We start from the raw sequence: 16027 nt of genomic DNA, 5'->3' as shown, positions 1-16027 counted from the left end.
CTCACCGGGCCAGGAAGTTGAGCGCATAGTCGCGGTCACCGATTCCCGCTGGCGCGGCGAAAGGGAAGCGTGGGCTTTGGTCGAGGAAGTCGTGGCTGTGCACGACCAGGTTCTCATCGTCGATCAGCACCACGCCGTAGGCCGGCGGCTCGTGGCTCGCCAAATGCGGCGCGTTGGCATTCAGCTCGAACCAGACCTGGTGGTTGGTGCCGCGCAGCGTGGAGAAGGGAGTCTTGCCGTAGCTGCCGAAGATCGGCCGGTGCACATGGCCGAAGAAGAGGTGGCGGATGCGCGAACGGTAAGGCGCGATCACCTCGGCGAATTCGGCGCTCTGCTTCAGCGCGATCTCGTCCATTGCGAGTACGCCGACCGGGAAGGGCGGATGATGCATGAACACCACGAACGGCATGTCGGCCGGCGCGGCGGCCAGCGTGCTTGCGAGCCAGCCGAGGCGCTTGCCGCACATCTCGCCGGCATGGCTGGTCTCGTCCAGCGTGTCCAGGAAGACGAACAGGCCGTGCTCGGTCGTCCGCGTGCCCTGCACGAAGCCGTTCTGATCGCGCGGCGCGGACCGAAGGCGGTCGAGGCAAGCGTCGCGGCGGTCGTGATTGCCGACCATGGCAACGTACGGGATTTTCAGCGCAGCCATGGCGTCGGCGAAATTGGCGTAGGACTCCGGCTCGCCCCAATGGGTGAGGTCGCCGGTCACCACAGCAAACGCAGCGTCCGACTGATGCTTGTTGATGTCGACAATCGCGGCATCCAGCCGGGCGCGCGGGTCGAGGCCATAGAGCTTTTGCCCGGGATTCGCGAGATGCGTGTCAGTGAGATGGATGAATTTGAAGGACATGGCGCGCTGTGTCGGGACTGTTGGAGGATGGACGCCTCCGGCAAGACGGCCCTGACAGGCGGTTAGAGCGCCAGTGTTTCAGTTTGATGACAGCGGTTCCCGCGTCCACAAGTGGCGACGTGGTAGGGTGGATTAGCCGAAGGTGTAATCCACCACTGTGAGCCCACTTCAAGTTGTGCTATCGCTGATCCATGTCCAACTATCGCCGCGCATTCGTCCCGGGAGGATGCTGGTTCTTCACGGTGAACCTGCTCGATCGGCGGAGGGCTCTTCTGATAGACAAGATCAACATCTTACGGGGCGCCGTGGCAGCAACGCGCCAGAGCCATCCATTCGAGATCGACGCGTTTGTGGTCCTGCCGGATCATCTGCACGCGATCTGGAAGCTTCCGCCGGGGGACGCCAATTTCTCGGTGCGCAGGCCGTTGATCAAGACACGTTTTGCCAAGGCACTCCCTGCGAATGAGCCGCTGAGCGCTTTTCGTGCCGCTCGGAACGAGCGCGGCATCTGGCAACGCCGGTACTGGAGCATCTCATCCGTGACGAGACCGACTACGCGCGTCATGTCGAGTATTGCTATTACAATCCCATCAAGCACGGTCATGTCTCGAAGGTGTGCGACTGGCCGTACTCGTCGTTTCACCGTGATGTCCCGCCGGTTTGTTTCCAGAGGATTGGGGCGGCGACGTCAAGATCGCGGGCGAGTGCGGCGAGCGGGCGTGATGCTCGCGGCAGCGGCAGCCGGTAGGGTGGATTAGCGAAGCGTAATCCACCAATCTACTTTCCGCTGGTTGAGAGAAGAGGTGGATTACGCCTCCGGCTAATCCACCCTACGCAGCTACGTCAGGCGAGTTCAGCTCCACGAACAATCTTTCTTTGTCCGGGTGATCAGGGGGAGTTAGGTGCCACAAAAAGTCTGCAGCACCCGCTGGTCCGGCAGCGGCGGATCGGCATAAGCCTCATACTCCGGCTGGTCCTCGTAGGGCCTGGCCAGCACCTTCACCAATTCTTCGAACGGGGCGTAATCGTCGTTGTTGACGGCGGCCTGGATCACGGCTTCGACGCGGTGGTTGCGCGGGATGAACATCGGGTTCACGGCGTGCATGGCGGCTTGCCGCTCGGCCGCGCTCTGCGGCTCGAGCGCGATGCGCGCGCGCCAGCGTCCGGCCCATTCGTCAAACACCGCGGGCTCCATGAACTGCGCGCGCACGTCTGCGCCTCCGTCGCCTGCGGCATCGCCGAGCTTGCGGAAGGTGAGGGTGAAGTCCGCCTGGTTCTTCGCCATGGCATCGAGCAGGTCCTGGATCAGCGCCTCGTCGCCGTCGCGCTCCGTGAACAGGCCGATCTTCCTGCGCAGGCCGGCCTGATAGGCGGCACTGAACGTCTCGGCGAAGGCGCCGAGAATGTCCTGGGCTTCGGCGACCGCCTTTTCCTGCTCGTCTGAGAACAGCGGCAGCAGGCATTCGGCGAGCCGGGTCAGATTCCACAAGCCAATGCGCGGCTGGTTAGCGTAGGCGTAGCGGCCCATCTCGTCGATCGAGGAAAACACCTGCGCGGGATTGTAGGCATCCATGAAGGCGCAGGGGCCGTAGTCGATGGTCTCGCCGGAAATGGACGTGTTGTCGGTGTTCATCACGCCATGGATGAAGCCGACCAGGAGCCAGCGCGCGATGAGCTCAGCCTGGCGCGCAACGACGGCTGCGAGCAGCGCGTGATGGGGCCGCTCCGCTTGAAGCAAATCCGGGTAATGACGGGTGATGACGTGGTCGGCGAGCCGGCGGATGGCCTCGGTGTCGCGGCGGACGGCAAAGAACTGGAAGGTGCCGACGCGGATATGGCTGGAGGCGACGCGCGTCAGCACCGCGCCGGGCAGGGCGGTCTCGCGGATTACATGCTCGCCGGTGACGACCGCGGCGAGCGAGCGCGTGGTCGGAATGCCGAGCGCGAACATCGCCTCGCTGACGATGTATTCGCGCAAGACCGGCCCGAGCGCGGCACGGCCGTCGCCGCGGCGGGAGAACGGGGTTGGGCCGCTTCCCTTGAGCTGGATGTCGCGGCGGATGCCGTCTTTGTCGATGACCTCGCCGAGCAGGATAGCGCGGCCGTCGCCGAGCTGGGGCACGAAATGCCCGAACTGGTGGCCGGCATAGGCCATAGCGATGGGATCGGCGCCCACGGGAACCGTCTTGCCGGCCAGGATTTCGGCGCCTTCCGGGGTCTCCAGCATATCAGGGTCGAGCCCGAGCTGGACCGCCAGCGGCCGGTTCAGCTTGATCAGCCGGGGCGCCGCCACGGGGGTCGGCGGGACGCGGGCGAAGAAGCTGTCCGGCAGCGCCGCATAGGAGTTCTGGAAGGGGAAATGAACCGTCATGAGCTCAAGATAGGGTTGGAACGCCTGATGGCAAAGGTTGGACCCCAGATAAGCCAAAAATGGGCGCATCTGGTCCGAATCAGGCCGTTCCCTTGGTTGCCGCTTTGGGCCTCGTCGGGTAAACCCTGCCGCAACTTCGGACCGGCCGTTACAGGCCGTTCGATTCGCTTCCTCCGAGATTGAATTTGGGACGACCATGCATCGCTACCGGTCACATACATGCGGCGCGCTCCGCGAGAGCAACATCGGCGAAACGGTTCGCCTCTCGGGCTGGGTCCATCGCGTTCGCGACCATGGCGGCGTGCTGTTCATCGATCTGCGCGACCATTACGGTCTGACCCAGTGTGTGGTCGACCCGGATTCGCCGGCATTCTCGCTGGCCGAGAAGCTGCGTTCGGAATTCGTGGTGCGGATGGACGGCAAGGCCCGCCGCCGCCCCGAAGGTACCGACAATGACGATCTGCCGACTGGCAAGATCGAAGTTTACGTCAGCGAGATCGAGGTGCTGGGTCCGGCCGGCGACCTGCCGCTGCCGGTGTTCGGCGACCAGGAATATCCTGAAGACATACGCCTGAAGTACCGCTTCCTCGATCTGCGCCGCGAGAAGCTACACCAGAACATCATGACGCGCGTGTCGATCATTGACTCCATGCGACGTCGCATGAAGGAGCAGGGCTTCTTCGAATTCAACACCCCGATCCTGACCGCGTCCTCACCGGAGGGCGCGCGCGACTTCCTGGTGCCCTCGCGCATTCATCCGGGAAAATTCTACGCGCTGCCGCAGGCGCCGCAGCAATACAAGCAGCTGCTGATGATGAGCGGCTTCGACCGTTACTTCCAGATTGCGCCCTGCTTCCGCGATGAGGACCCGCGTGCCGACCGTCTGCCCGGCGAGTTCTACCAGCTCGACGTCGAGATGAGCTTCGTCACGCAGGACGACGTGTTCGCCGCGATGGAGCCGGTCATCACCGGCGTTTTCGAGGAATTTGCCAAGGGCAAGCCGGTGACAAAGGCCTGGCGCCGGATTCCGTTCGCCGAAGCCTTGCGCAAATACGGCAGCGACAAGCCGGACCTGCGCAACCCCATCGAGATGCAGGACGTCTCCGAACATTTCCGCGGCTCCGGCTTCAAAGTCTTTGCGCGCATGCTCGAAGATCCCAAGAACCAGGTCTGGGCAATTCCGGCACCGGGCGGCGGCAGCCGTGCGTTTTGCGATCGCATGAATTCCTGGGCGCAAGGCGAAGGCCAGCCCGGCCTCGGCTACATCATGTGGCGCGAGGGTGGCGAGGGCGCCGGTCCTCTCGCGAACAACATCGGTCCCGAACGCACCGCCGCGATCCGAGCGCAGCTCGGCGTGAAGGAAGGCGATGCCGCCTTTTTCGTCGCCGGTGATCCCGACAAGTTCTGGAAGTTTTCGGGTCTTGCCCGCAACAAGGTTGGCGAGGAGCTGAACCTCACGGACAAGGAGCGGTTCGAGCTCGCCTGGATCGTCGACTTCCCGATGTACGAGTACAACGAGGACGACAAGAAGGTCGACTTCTCGCACAACCCGTTCTCGATGCCGCAGGGCGGCCTCGACGCGCTGAAGGGCCAGGACCCGCTGACCATCAAGGCGTTCCAGTACGACATCACCTGCAATGGCTACGAGATCGCCTCGGGCGGCATCCGCAACCACGTGCCGGAAGCAATGGTGAAAGCGTTCGAGATTGCCGGTTACGGCGAGCAGGAAGTGGTCGAACGGTTCGGCGGCATGTACCGCGCCTTCCAATACGGCGCCCCGCCGCATGGCGGCATGGCCGCGGGCGTCGACCGCATCGTGATGCTGCTCTGTGGCACCACGAACTTGCGCGAGATCTCGCTGTTCCCGATGAACCAGCAGGCCATGGACCTCCTGATGGGCGCGCCGTCGGAGGCCACCACCAAGCAGCTGCGCGAGTTGCATATCCGGGTGAACCTGCCGCAGAAATGAGTGGCTGAGTGGGGCTTTGGTCTCGTGCCCCGGACGCAGCGCAGCGCTACTTCGGCGATGCGCTGCAGAGCCGGGGCCCACATTTGCGGGAACAACGGGCTTTCTGGGTCCCGGCGCTGCGTCGCGTCATTTCATGCCGCGCCGCGTCCGGGACACGCGACCGTCGCAACCGCTCGCCCTACAGCCCCGTCGACGCTTCGATCTTGAACTGCGCCAGCGTGCCCTCCGGGTCGGCATTGAAGAGCTGCATCAATTGCATCAGCGGCACCTTCGTGCGCGGCGTGACCTTGATGACGAGCGTCTGGCCCGGCGTCTCGACAAAGCTCGCGATCGCGTCCACCGCCGTGTCCGCCTCCGGATTGGCGGCGGCGACATCCGCTCGGTACGCCCTGACGCTGTCGACGAGTGTCCGGCGCGCCTCGTCGCGGCTGACATTTCGTCCCCGTGCATTCTGCGTCACCGCGGAATCGACGAAACCATTGTCGCGGACCGAGAACTCGAGCGCGACAGCCTCAACCTGGGCGGCCCGACCCATGAACTGAGCGGGGTCAGCCGAAAACAGCTCGCGTGGCACATTGCTAAGCGTGATGCGCAATTGCGCGCTGGCGATCCCTCCGATGTCGAGTGTCGCGGGCGTCAAATTGAAGCTGTTGGACGACTCTGTCCACGCGGCGCCGAGATCGAGATCGATCGCGAGCTTGTCGATCCCGCTGAGAACCAATGGAAGTTGTTTTGGGTCGGATGGATCGGTGGGCGTGACGAATTTCGCAATCAGGTGCGCCTTGCTCGGGATCGAGCCAATCAGCTGTCCCCACTCCAGTGTCATCGTATCGATCGTGATCAGCCTTTTGGTGTTCTTGTCGGGCGCCACCACGCCCTTGATCTCGGCGCCTTCCAGCACGCGGAACAGGCCCAGCACCTGATCGGGCGAGGGTGCCTGCCCGTGATTGCTGAAGCCTGCCGCCCAGCGCATCAGGTTTGCCGCGCTGAAGGATTTCAGCGCGAAGCGCTCCATCCTGAACTGCCCCTGCGGGGTCGGCGTATCGACGCCTTCGACCGCGAATTCGCCACCCCGATATCTGACGGCGTTGATCCTCGCGGTGCCTTGCGGCATGCTGATCGACGTCTTGCCGACCTGGATTTTGCCGATACGGAGGCCATCATAGAACCCGGCGAGCTTCTCCATCATCTCGCGCGATTGCGCGGATGTCGGGAGGACCGACCGGTCTGTCGGCATGAGCGCAACGATCTCGGCCGGCCGGAATTTTGACGGCTGCGCCGCGACGTCCTCGAAGGTGATCCCGTCGATGTCCATCCGCATGCCCTGGGTCGATTTGAGCACATAAGGGCCGGCGGAGATTTGCCGGTAGACGCGGTAGTAGCCGTCGTCGCCGGTCTTGTCTGGGTCGAGTACCGCGGCGATCGCGGTCGCATCGAACTCGTTGACGATGATGTTGGAGAGATCGCCGGTCAGCTTGTCCTGCTTGCCCGGCTGCGGCACGTCGATGGTGAAAACAGCGCGGTCCGCCTTCATCGCATCGAACTTGCCGTGCTTGAGATTCTGGATGGCCAGGCCGGAATAGGCGACCTCGCCGCTGCCGGCGGCGCTGCCGCTCGCATCGAAGCTCATCGTCAACGTCGGAGCGGTCAGTGACGATGCCGTGACGCGTGCGTATTGACCGAGCACATAGCGGTAGATATCGATCACGGAGCCACCCGTCGGCACATTCCCGGCGTGAAGGGGGCCGGCATAGTCACGCAGGGTGAGTTGCGGGATCTTATAGGATGCGTTCAGCTTCGCGGGGCCGACCTGGTTGAGCGCGACTTCGAAACCCGTGACGTCGATGTTGTCGGCCGAAAAGCTGCTCTGGTCGAGCAGGCGGACGCCGGTGCCCTTGATGCCGGCGATCTTGATCTGCGCCTGGGACTCGTTGCCGGGAGTCACCGCTATATCATCGACCCTCAGTGTCCGGCTCATCACGTCGAATTCGACCTTGCCGTAGCTCGCCTTGCCGCCTTGCTTGCGGATCTGCTCGAAGGCGGCCTCGACCTCGGTGGTGGCGCGATATTTTGCATAGAGGTTGAAGCCGAACGATCCGCCCGCGCCGAGCACGGCGAGTGCGATCAGGCCGATCAGGAATCGCTTCATTTCCCTGCTCCAGTTGCTGGTTTTGCACCGCGCAACCTGCCATATTCGCGAAACGCCGCGCGGTCCAGGGAAAGCTATGGTTTTCAAATATTTGACCACGCGTCCTGTTGATGGGGTCGCAATCGGATGTTGCCACCGGGGCGGCTGCCGTGCTTCATCCCGTTTCCATGACCCGGAAATAACGTCCGCATTGGGCGGCCGCTCCCGGTGATGCATTTTGAGGCCGGTAACGCGAGGCGAGACACCGCATGTCGTCCTATTCTGATGATCTCCACCAGGCGGCGCTCGCCTATCACCGTCTGCCGCGGCCCGGAAAGCTCGAGATCCAGGCGAGCAAGCCGCTTGCCAACCAGCGCGATCTCGCGCTGGCCTATTCTCCGGGCGTCGCCGCCGCCTGCACCGAGATCGCCAAGAATCCCGCCGAGGCCGCCTCGCTCACCACCCGCGCCAATTTGGTCGCCGTTGTCTCGAACGGCACCGCCGTGCTCGGCCTCGGCAATATCGGCCCCCTGGCCTCCAAGCCGGTGATGGAGGGCAAGGCGGTCCTGTTCAAGAAATTCGCCGGCATCGACGTGTTCGACATCGAGATCGCCGCCGACACCATCGACCGCGTGGTCGAGACCGTGGCGGCGCTCGAGCCGACCTTCGGCGGCATTAATCTGGAAGACATCCGCGGACCGGAATGCTTCGAGATCGAAACGCGCTTGAAGGAGCGCATGAAGATCCCGGTGTTCCATGACGACCAGCACGGCACCGCCATCATCGTCGCCGCCGCCATCACCAACGGCCTCAGGCTGAACGGCAAGAAACTGTCCGACGTCAAGATCGTGGCCTCGGGAGCAGGGGCCGCGGCAATCGCGACGCTGAATCTCCTGGTGTCGATGGGCGCGCAGCGCAAGAGCATCTGGGTCTGCGACATCGACGGCCTCGTGCACGAGGGCCGCAACACCTCGATGGACCGCTGGAAGGCGGTCTATGCGCAGAAGACCGACAAGCGCACGCTCGCCGACGTCATCGGCGGCGCGGACATCTTCATCGGCCTGTCCGCGCCCGGCGTGCTCAAGCCGGAGATGGCCGAGGCGATGGCCGACAAGCCGTTGATCATGGCGCTCGCCAATCCCGTGCCGGAGATCATGCCGGAGGAGGCGCGCAAGGTGCGCCCCGACGCCATGATCTGCACCGGCCGCTCCGACTATCCGAACCAGGTCAACAACGTCCTGTGCTTTCCCTTCATCTTCCGCGGCGCGCTCGACGTCGGCGCCAGCGCCATCAATGAGGAGATGAAGCACGCCGCCGTCGAGGCGATCGCGCAGCTCGCGCGCGAGGCGCCGTCGGATGCAGTCGCGCAGGGTTTTGACACCGGCGAGACGCAGGGTTTTGGCCCGGGCTCGCTGATCCCGAGCCCGTTCGATCCGCGGTTGATCTTGCGGATCGCGCCGGCGGTGGCGAAGGCGGCGATGCAATCGGGCGTCGCAACGCGGCCCATCACCAATTTCGATGAATACACCGCGCTGCTCGAGCGCTTCGCCTTCCGCTCCGGCCTCGTCATGAAGCCGATGTTCGCCAAGGCCAAGACTCAGCCGGTGCGCGTGATCTACGCCGAAGGCGAGGACGAGCGTGTGCTGCGCGCCACCCAGGTGGTGCTGGAGGAGAAGCTGGCGCGGCCGATCCTGGTTGGCCGCCCCTCGGTGGTGGAGGCACGCATCAAGCGGTTCGGCCTGTCGATCAAGGCCGGCAAGGATTTCGACCTCATCAATCCTGAGGACGATCCACGCTACCGTTCCTATGTGCAGTCCTATGTCGAGGTCGCCGGCCGCCGCGGTGTGACGCCCGACGCAGCGCGCACGGTGGTGCGCACCAATAACACGGTGATCGCGGCACTTGCGGTGGTGCGCGGGGAGGCCGACGCCATGCTCTGCGGCGTCGAGGGTCGCTATATGAGTCATCTGCGCCATGTCCGCGAGATCATCGGCTTCTCAGCCGGCGTCAGCGACTACGCCGCGCTGGCACTGCTGATCACCAGCAAGGGCGCATTTTTTATCGCGGATACGCAGGTACGCCCAAATCCGAGCGCGGAAGAGCTTGCCGAGATCGCTTCGCTCGCGGCGGTCCACGTACAGCGTTTCAACATCAAGCCGAAGATCGCCTTCGTCTCGCATTCGGATTTCGGCAGTTACGATACCGACTCCTCGCGCAAGATGCGCCGGGCGACCCAGCTTCTGAAGGAGAAGCATCCCGAGATCGAGGCCGACGGCGAGATGCAGGGCGACACCGCGCTTTCAGCTGCTGCGCGGAAAATGGTGCTGCCGCACTCCAAGCTCGAGGGCGAGGCCAACATCCTGATCATGCCAAGCCTGGATACCGCCAACGTCGCCTACCAGATGATCAAGTCGCTGGCGGACGCGCTCCCGGTCGGCCCGATCCTGATCGGCCCGGCACGGCCGGCGCATATCCTCACGCCCTCGGTGACCGCACGTGGCATCCTTAACATGACGGCGGTCGCGGTGGTCGAAGCGCAGGAGCGCGCCGCGAGGCAGCAGCCGACGTTGTTTACGTAAGGGTCGATCTGCGCGAAAGATGCACATCCTTCTCCGACAAGGGGAGAAGGGGCACCGGTCGCGCGGCTTATTTTGAATTCCTCGCGGTTCTCCATTTCCCTGTTTGAAAACCGCAAGCGGACTCTTCATAATCCCTCGCGCATCCCGTGCTTAGCGCTCTTGCCAAGAGGCCGATCATGCCAGCGTTCGTGACTTTCGGGCGGATCCTGTTCGCCGTACTGTTCATCTACACGGGCGCGTCCAAGCTGTTCGCCATCCAGGCGACGGCGGACTTCATCGCCACCAAGATCATGGTGCCCGATATGATTGCGCCTTACGCCAAGCAAGTCGAGACCGCGACCGCCATGACGACGCCGCAATTGCTGGCGATCGCGGTCGGAGGACTCGAGGTCATCGCCGGGCTGATGATTGCGCTGAATTTCGGCGCGCGCTTCTTCGCGATGCTGCTGATCATCTACGTCGCGGTCGCGACCGTGCTGTTCGATGACTTCTGGAACCAGGCGCCGCCCGACAACGCCAAGGTGGTGATCGACGCGCTGAAGAACCTGTCGATCATCGGCGCACTGTGCATGATCATCGGATACGGCCGAACCACGCGTCCGGCCGAAGCGGCCTACGGGGACGTGTAGGCAGGGTATGACCGCCGCTCCGCGCGGTCCTGTAGGGTGGATTACGCTGACGCCAGCCCGCACCTAAAAGCGTGATGAGATTGGGATGAGTCATCGCCGCGCTTTAGGTTGTTGTTCAAGCATGATCTTTTCGGAAACCGCTTCGCACTTTTCCGGATAATGCTCTAACGCGCCCCAAGGATGCGCTGCCAGAACGTGCCACCGAGCACCTTCCAGCCAAGATAGAAGTACAGGGTGATCAGGGCAAACAGCACAAGAGCGGATGCGCCGTGCAGGCTGAAACCGTCCTTCGTCGTCTCGCCGGTGGCGGCGCCAATGGAATAGCCGCCGACGAAGAACACCGTCAGGAAGTCGAGAAAGCCGGCGAGGCCACGGCGCCAAAGGGGTTTGGGCGTCGATGGAGTATCGCTTGTCGACATCAAAGCAGCCTCCTCTTGGCAGCCGCGGCGGATCGCCGCTCAGGATTTCCCATCTCGGCTTCTTGTCAGAGTTTCTTGGCATCGACGTCGATGCCGATGATCTTCCAGGCATTGTCGTTCTGGGCAAAACGCAGCCTGTACTTGACCCGGACCTCGTCGTTCTTGAACTCGCCGGCGAGAACGAGCGCACCTTCCGAATCGAGCTTGGGTTTCTGCTGTGATTCGTAATCGTCGGTGACGATCCCTTCGAAGAACAGCTTCTTGCTGCGGAAGGATTCGAACGCGGCCGCCAGCTTCTCGGGCGTCATTTGTCCTGGAACTGCCTCGAGCCCTTGGCAAGCAGGACCGAGTAGTTCCCGGTGATGTTGGCGTCGTTGAAGGTCATCAGCGTCGTGCGGACCAGCACGTCCTGCTCGTCGTCGGTCGGCAGGTCGATCGCGTAGGCCGATGACGGCGACATCACTGACAGAAAGGTCAGCGAGACCAGGACCGCGATGGCGCCGAGAAACTTGCGGCAGGAGAGGGAGGCAAAAATCGAACTCATGGTCTCTTTGTCCTTAATGAGGGGCCGGGCGTATGCCAGAAAGCGGAATGAAGTCGCCACATGCGATCTGCATAACAGAGAAGCTCTAATTTTTCGCTCGAGTGGGAAGGAGTTTTGGCCTCGCCGGTTCACGCCGCATTAAACAGGCTCGGGATGAGGAACGTCGTAACTCCGCCGCACCGTCGCCCTTCGGCACTGCTCTCTCTGACTCCAACTGGCGCACGAGAATCTGCCGCGCAGGCCGATTTCGGGATTGTTGAAACTCTCGGCACATTGAGCCATCGCCGGACCTGCCGGGGACGCGGGAGCGTGCGCGACGACGGGGCACGGGCCGCGGCGATTGACGTTGCCTGAGGACGGGCGGCTGGCTTCGGCGGCTCACAGCGGACTGGCGGCGATGCGCACCTTGATCTTGCGCTATCCCCGCCGCCACGGCGTGACGGCGACATCATGTGCCGCGTCGAGCAGATACGGCGCGCTGGGCTTCATTCCGTGCGAGGCGAGCACCTCGTGCGGCGTCCGCTGGGGCACGCCGCCAAAACAGCCTTCGCCGCCGGGCAGTCGCACATGCGGCGCCTCGGACAGCCAGAACGTGTCGTAGCGGTCCATGAACATGTCGAACACCATCGGGCCGCCGATGATCGCGACCGTGCCGGATGCGACGTTGGCGAAGGCGCAAGCTTCCGCGAAGCTGGCGTGACCCGGATTCCACAATGTCGCGTTCGGCATTTCAGGGTCGACGGTCAGCGCCCTGATCTTGCGGGTCAGGATCAGTCGCTTGCGCTTCGGCGAGTTCGGCTGCTGCTCGTGCGAGTTGCGGCCGTGCACGATCAGCGCGGCGCGATCGAGCGCCTGCTCGAAGAACAGCTTGTCGCCTTCGAACTTCAGACTGTCCGGCATCACATGCGCGGCGTCAGCGAGCATGCCGTCCGCCGAGACGATGACGTAGCCTTCGATGCGAAAAGACAATGGCCGTCTATTCGGAAACGGTCGTCACCACGGAATTGACCGGGCGCTGGCTCACCGTCGGCAGCTTGACGTCCTTGAGCAGCTCCTGGTCGTATTCGGGCAGCGTCGATGCCGGGAATTTGGCGCGCATCGCTACCACCTTGTAGCCGCCCGCCTTCAGGCGCTTGAGCAGCTCGGGCAGGGCCTCCGCCGTGTGCTTCTGGAAGTCGTGCATCAGGATGATGCCCTTGCCCTTGGTGTCGAGCTTCTTCATCACGGTCTCGACCACCTTCTCAGGCTTGGAGGCTTTGAAGTCGAACGAATCGATGTCGCAGGAGAAAATTCCGATGTTGCGGTTGCCGAGATAGGTGACCATCTCCGGCGGATGCTGGAGCGCCGGGAAGCGGAAGAAAGGCGAAGGCGAGATGCCGCCGAGCGCCCATTTCACCGCGGATAGGCCCTTCTCGATCTCTTCCTTGCGCTGCGCTTCGTTGAGCTTCTTGTTGTTGAGGTTGGCATGCGACCAGGTGTGGCTGCCCACGGTATGGCCGGCCGCATAGACCTGCTTCAGGATCTCCGGCTCGTAGGTCGCGTGCTTGCCGATGGAGAAGAAGATGCCGGTGGTGCACTCGTCGGCGAGTGCCTTCAGCACGGCGGGCGTGTTCTTGGGCCAGGGGCCGTCGTCGAAGGTCAGCACCACCTCGTGGTCGCGCAGGAAGTCGAGCTCCTTGAAATGCTCGAAGCCGAAGCCGGGGCCGCCGGTGGTGTCGATCTCGACGGTGCGGGCGACACCGAGCGCGCCCGGCGTGCTGCAGGCTGCACGCGCCGGCTGCGGCGCCTGTTTCGGTGGCGGCGGGTTAACGAAGCCCGCTGGCGCGGCAGCTACTGCCGGAGCGGGTGCCGGCGCAGCCGCCGGTGCGGAAGCTGCCGGTATCGCCGGTGCTCCTTGGGTGGTGGCCGCGGGTTTTGCGGCGGTCTGCGACCATGCCGCGCCGGTCATGCCCAGAGACATCGCGCTTGCCAAAATCAGTCCTGCCGCCACACGCATGGTGTTGTCCTCGAGATTGATCCCGTTGTTCCGCCGCGGCTTTTTCTGCGGCAAACCGTCCTGCCCCAAACCATCCTAGCCTAGAGGGTGGGCCCTCGCCATTGCAACGGCTGTTTGATGCCCCGCCACAATTGTGCCCAACCGGATGGGGCGCAACTCGCGTCAACTGTCGGCCAGCGCCTTGGCAATGGCCGTTTTGACCCGCGTATCGGTCGGCGCGACGGCGGACGCAAAGACCTCGGCGATATAGCCGTCACGGCCGATCAGATATTTGTGGAAGTTCCACTTCGGAACCTCTCGCGGCCGTGCGTCGGCGGCCCATTTGTAGAAGGGGTGCGCTTTCGATCCGATCACAACGGACTTGGCTGTGATCGGGAAGGAAACGCGGTATTGGTGCGCCGTCTCAGAGATTTCGCTGGCGCCGCCGGGCTCCTGGCCACCGAAATCGTTGGAAGGCACGCCGATCACGGTGAGCCCGCGCTCGCGAAACTCGTCCCAGAGCTCCTGGAGGTCTGCATATTGCGGGGTGTAGCCGCAGAGCGAAGCGGTGTTCACCACCAGCAGCGGCTTGCCGGTGTACGCGGCAAGGCGGATGTCCTCGCCGGACAACGCGGGGAAGGAGAAGGCATAGGCCGAGATCCGGCTCATGCCGCCGTCGGCAAACGCGCGCTTCATTGGCACGAGTGCGCCTGCAAGCGCGGCGAGCATGGTCCTGCGGTTCATCATGACGCCGTCCCCGAAATGATCCGGGGTGCATGTTACTCCGCCGCTGCAACCTCACTCGTCAACACCGCGTTATCGGTCGCGGCGAGGCGCTAGACGTTTGGCGCGTTTGCTTTGCGCGAAGCGGTATCCACTTCGCTCAAAACGCTCTCTAGTGAAGGCGCTAGTAAAGGCGGACGATGAAGTCCGTGCCTTCGCCGGTCTCCCCCTGGTTGATGCCCTGGTCGGAGACGATGATCGAGCCACCTGATGTCAGCATCTCGTTAATCTTCGCCATGGTGTCGGCCGGAATTGAGATGCGGTCGAGGGCTTCAGTCGGGCTGTCCGGCGTGACCACCGGCTTTGCGGCAACGGGGATCACGGCAGCGCCACGCTGGCGGCGTGACACGCGTCCGTCGTCATCGCGCGCAGCGGCGCGGACCGAGATCGGCAGCGACACCACCGACCAACGCAGCGCGTTGGAATCGGTCTTATCGACTTCGGCTGTGAAGACGTGCGTGCCGAGCGGCCGGTCGCTCGGGGCGATCGTGACGGGCACCTCGAATAACGGCGCAAAGTTCTGTCGCACGTAGAGCTTGGAATCCTTGCGGCTGATGAAGACGGCGATCTGGCCGGCCCGCCGCGGCGCATCCGGCTTCGCCGCAGGTGCCGGATCGGCAACGCGGGTCTCGTCCTTCTCCATGTCGGCCGAGGTGGCGAGTGCCGGAGCATCAGTCTTCTTCCGGGAATCGGCAGCTTCGGTCTTGGCAGCGCCGAGCTTGTCGTCGGTCACTGTCGAAGCCTTGGGCGCTTCCGCGGCCTCAATCGACTTCGCGTCCATGTTTGCGGGCCTGGCGGTTTCTTCGGATTGCGGCTTGGCCGCGTCAGATGCCCCGGCGATCTTGGTCGTGATCTTGTCGGCGGGCGCAGCCGCTTCCTCGCGGGCGGGCGCATGGCCGGTGGTCACATCCGACATCACGGTGTGGCCGACGGAGGCGCGCAGCTCGAGCACGCTGTCTGCGCTCGCGGTCTTCGTCTCGGCCGGCGTGGCTTCGTTGACTTTGGTTTGCGCCGCGCCCTTATCGGCTTTGTCGCTGGCGTTGATCTGCGGCGCGAGGCTGGCGGCGGGCTGCGGCGCTACGCGCACCGAGGCGAGCAGCGGATGCGAAAAGCTTTGCGGCGACATCTGGCCGGGCGCGACGATCACGCGCGCGCCCATCCTGGTCCAGTTCCACATCTTCACCGCGAACGCCATCGGCATGCGGATGCAGCCATGCGAGGCCGGATAGCCCGGCAGCACGCCGGCATGCATGGCGACGCCAGACCAGGTGATCCGCTGCATGTACGGCATCGGGGCGCCGCTGTAGATGTTGGAATGGTGGAATTTGTGCTTCTGGATGACGCTGAACACACCCATCGGCGTCGAATGGCCCTTCATGCCTGTCGACACCGGGGATTCCGCGAACACGCCCTTGCTGTCGTAGACCGTCACCTTCTGCCGGTCGATCGAGACGACGATGACGAGCGGTCCTTGCGGCTTGGTGCCCGCTTCCTTCTCGGCGACGATCTCCTTCTTGCCCGCCGTGCCGCGCTTCGGCGGCTTGTGGCGCGGTAGTTCGGGATGCCGATCCTGCCGGGCGTAATAGGACCCGTCGGAATAATCCGTCCAATAATAAAACGCTGCGTCAGCCTGGCTTGCCGTCCCGATCGCACCCGCCGCCGTCAAAATGGCGATCTGCCAAATCCGCGTTGGCTTGGCAGCAAAACCGGACCCGTTCACGCTGTTCATCCTCGAATCCATAATCCAAATCAGACGTTAGTCTCGCAAAGGGGATACGCG

The 16027-nt window shown here is 63.6% G+C and carries 13 protein-coding genes and 1 pseudogene; 4 read left to right on the top strand and 10 right to left on the bottom strand.

What is annotated here, in order from left to right; all coding sequences use genetic code 11:
* Window position 1: 1 nt before the first annotated feature.
* Window positions 2-850 carry a phosphodiesterase gene (locus IVA96_RS25390; protein ID WP_247281575.1) on the bottom strand — a complete coding sequence of 283 codons (849 nt, stop codon included), beginning with the start codon at window positions 848-850 and terminating at the stop codon, window positions 2-4.
* Between the two features lie 191 nt (window positions 851-1041).
* Between IVA96_RS25390 and IVA96_RS25385 the strand changes: the two are divergent.
* Window positions 1042-1573, top strand: a pseudogene (locus IVA96_RS25385) (transposase).
* A gap of 175 nt (window positions 1574-1748) precedes the next feature.
* Here the strand turns inward: IVA96_RS25385 and IVA96_RS25380 are convergent.
* Window positions 1749-3221, bottom strand: a complete 1473-nt coding sequence (locus tag IVA96_RS25380) for a protein adenylyltransferase SelO (protein WP_247419944.1) — start codon at window positions 3219-3221, stop codon at window positions 1749-1751.
* A gap of 196 nt (window positions 3222-3417) precedes the next feature.
* Between IVA96_RS25380 and aspS the strand changes: the two genes are divergently transcribed.
* Window positions 3418-5190, top strand: coding sequence for an aspartate--tRNA ligase (gene aspS, locus IVA96_RS25375; protein WP_247419941.1), 1773 nt, complete (start codon window positions 3418-3420; stop codon window positions 5188-5190).
* A 178-nt stretch (window positions 5191-5368) separates the two neighbouring features.
* Here aspS and IVA96_RS25370 read toward each other — a convergent pair whose 3' ends face one another.
* Window positions 5369-7339: a hypothetical protein gene (locus IVA96_RS25370; protein ID WP_247419938.1), complete on the bottom strand. Its 1971-nt coding sequence runs from the start codon at window positions 7337-7339 to the stop codon at window positions 5369-5371.
* A 248-nt stretch (window positions 7340-7587) separates the two neighbouring features.
* On the opposite strand from IVA96_RS25370, the gene IVA96_RS25365 reads away from it, so the two are divergent.
* On the top strand, window positions 7588-9897 hold the full coding sequence (locus IVA96_RS25365) for an NADP-dependent malic enzyme (protein WP_247419936.1): 2310 nt from the start codon (window positions 7588-7590) through the stop codon (window positions 9895-9897).
* A gap of 176 nt (window positions 9898-10073) precedes the next feature.
* Window positions 10074-10526, top strand: a complete 453-nt coding sequence (locus IVA96_RS25360) for a DoxX family membrane protein (RefSeq protein ID WP_247419934.1) — start codon at window positions 10074-10076, stop codon at window positions 10524-10526.
* Window positions 10527-10690: 164 nt separating this feature from the next.
* Here IVA96_RS25360 and IVA96_RS25355 read toward each other — a convergent pair whose 3' ends face one another.
* From IVA96_RS25355 to IVA96_RS25325, 7 genes are all read right to left on the bottom strand, one after another.
* Window positions 10691-10945 carry a hypothetical protein gene (locus tag IVA96_RS25355; RefSeq protein ID WP_247419932.1) on the bottom strand — a complete coding sequence of 85 codons (255 nt, stop codon included), beginning with the start codon at window positions 10943-10945 and terminating at the stop codon, window positions 10691-10693.
* Window positions 10946-11010: 65 nt separating this feature from the next.
* The gene (locus IVA96_RS25350; protein ID WP_247419930.1) at window positions 11011-11253 is read right to left on the bottom strand and encodes a hypothetical protein; all 243 of its coding nucleotides are present in this window, start codon (window positions 11251-11253) and stop codon (window positions 11011-11013) included.
* Window positions 11250-11489, bottom strand: coding sequence for a hypothetical protein (locus IVA96_RS25345; RefSeq protein WP_247419928.1), 240 nt, complete (start codon window positions 11487-11489; stop codon window positions 11250-11252). The genes IVA96_RS25350 and IVA96_RS25345 overlap by 4 nt, the downstream gene beginning before the upstream one ends.
* A 417-nt stretch (window positions 11490-11906) precedes the next feature.
* Complete coding sequence (locus tag IVA96_RS25340; RefSeq protein WP_247281567.1) at window positions 11907-12458, bottom strand: dihydrofolate reductase; 552 nt, start codon at window positions 12456-12458, stop codon at window positions 11907-11909.
* A gap of 7 nt (window positions 12459-12465) precedes the next feature.
* Entirely contained in the window at window positions 12466-13485 is a 1020-nt protein-coding gene (locus IVA96_RS25335) for a polysaccharide deacetylase family protein (protein ID WP_247281566.1), read from the bottom strand.
* 162 nt (window positions 13486-13647) lie between these two features.
* Window positions 13648-14211: a glutathione peroxidase gene (locus IVA96_RS25330; protein ID WP_247419925.1), complete on the bottom strand. Its 564-nt coding sequence runs from the start codon at window positions 14209-14211 to the stop codon at window positions 13648-13650.
* A 160-nt stretch (window positions 14212-14371) separates the two neighbouring features.
* The gene (locus IVA96_RS25325; protein WP_247419924.1) at window positions 14372-15976 is read right to left on the bottom strand and encodes a L,D-transpeptidase; all 1605 of its coding nucleotides are present in this window, start codon (window positions 15974-15976) and stop codon (window positions 14372-14374) included.
* Between the last annotated feature and the right edge of the window lie 51 nt (window positions 15977-16027).

This window comes from Bradyrhizobium sp. 159 (genome assembly GCF_023073795.1).
Taxonomy (GTDB): Bacteria; Pseudomonadota; Alphaproteobacteria; order Rhizobiales; family Xanthobacteraceae; genus Bradyrhizobium.
The sequence above is the reverse complement of the archived record's forward strand: the minus strand, read 5'-3'. Positions and strand labels throughout refer to the sequence as shown.

What these genes read in the sequence shown, in the direction of transcription:
- IVA96_RS25390 (WP_247281575.1), bottom strand. Translation starts at nt 850, where the DNA reads ATGTCCTTCAAATTCATCCATCTCACTGACACGCATCTCGCGAATCCC.
- IVA96_RS25380 (WP_247419944.1), bottom strand. Translation starts at nt 3,221, where the DNA reads ATGACGGTTCATTTCCCCTTCCAGAACTCCTATGCGGCGCTGCCGGAC.
- aspS (WP_247419941.1), top strand. Translation starts at nt 3,418, where the DNA reads ATGCATCGCTACCGGTCACATACATGCGGCGCGCTCCGCGAGAGCAAC.
- IVA96_RS25370 (WP_247419938.1), bottom strand. Translation starts at nt 7,339, where the DNA reads ATGAAGCGATTCCTGATCGGCCTGATCGCACTCGCCGTGCTCGGCGCG.
- IVA96_RS25365 (WP_247419936.1), top strand. Translation starts at nt 7,588, where the DNA reads ATGTCGTCCTATTCTGATGATCTCCACCAGGCGGCGCTCGCCTATCAC.
- IVA96_RS25360 (WP_247419934.1), top strand. Translation starts at nt 10,074, where the DNA reads ATGCCAGCGTTCGTGACTTTCGGGCGGATCCTGTTCGCCGTACTGTTC.
- IVA96_RS25355 (WP_247419932.1), bottom strand. Translation starts at nt 10,945, where the DNA reads ATGTCGACAAGCGATACTCCATCGACGCCCAAACCCCTTTGGCGCCGT.
- IVA96_RS25350 (WP_247419930.1), bottom strand. Translation starts at nt 11,253, where the DNA reads ATGACGCCCGAGAAGCTGGCGGCCGCGTTCGAATCCTTCCGCAGCAAG.
- IVA96_RS25345 (WP_247419928.1), bottom strand. Translation starts at nt 11,489, where the DNA reads ATGAGTTCGATTTTTGCCTCCCTCTCCTGCCGCAAGTTTCTCGGCGCC.
- IVA96_RS25335 (WP_247281566.1), bottom strand. Translation starts at nt 13,485, where the DNA reads ATGCGTGTGGCGGCAGGACTGATTTTGGCAAGCGCGATGTCTCTGGGC.
- IVA96_RS25330 (WP_247419925.1), bottom strand. Translation starts at nt 14,211, where the DNA reads ATGATGAACCGCAGGACCATGCTCGCCGCGCTTGCAGGCGCACTCGTG.
- IVA96_RS25325 (WP_247419924.1), bottom strand. Translation starts at nt 15,976, where the DNA reads ATGAACAGCGTGAACGGGTCCGGTTTTGCTGCCAAGCCAACGCGGATT.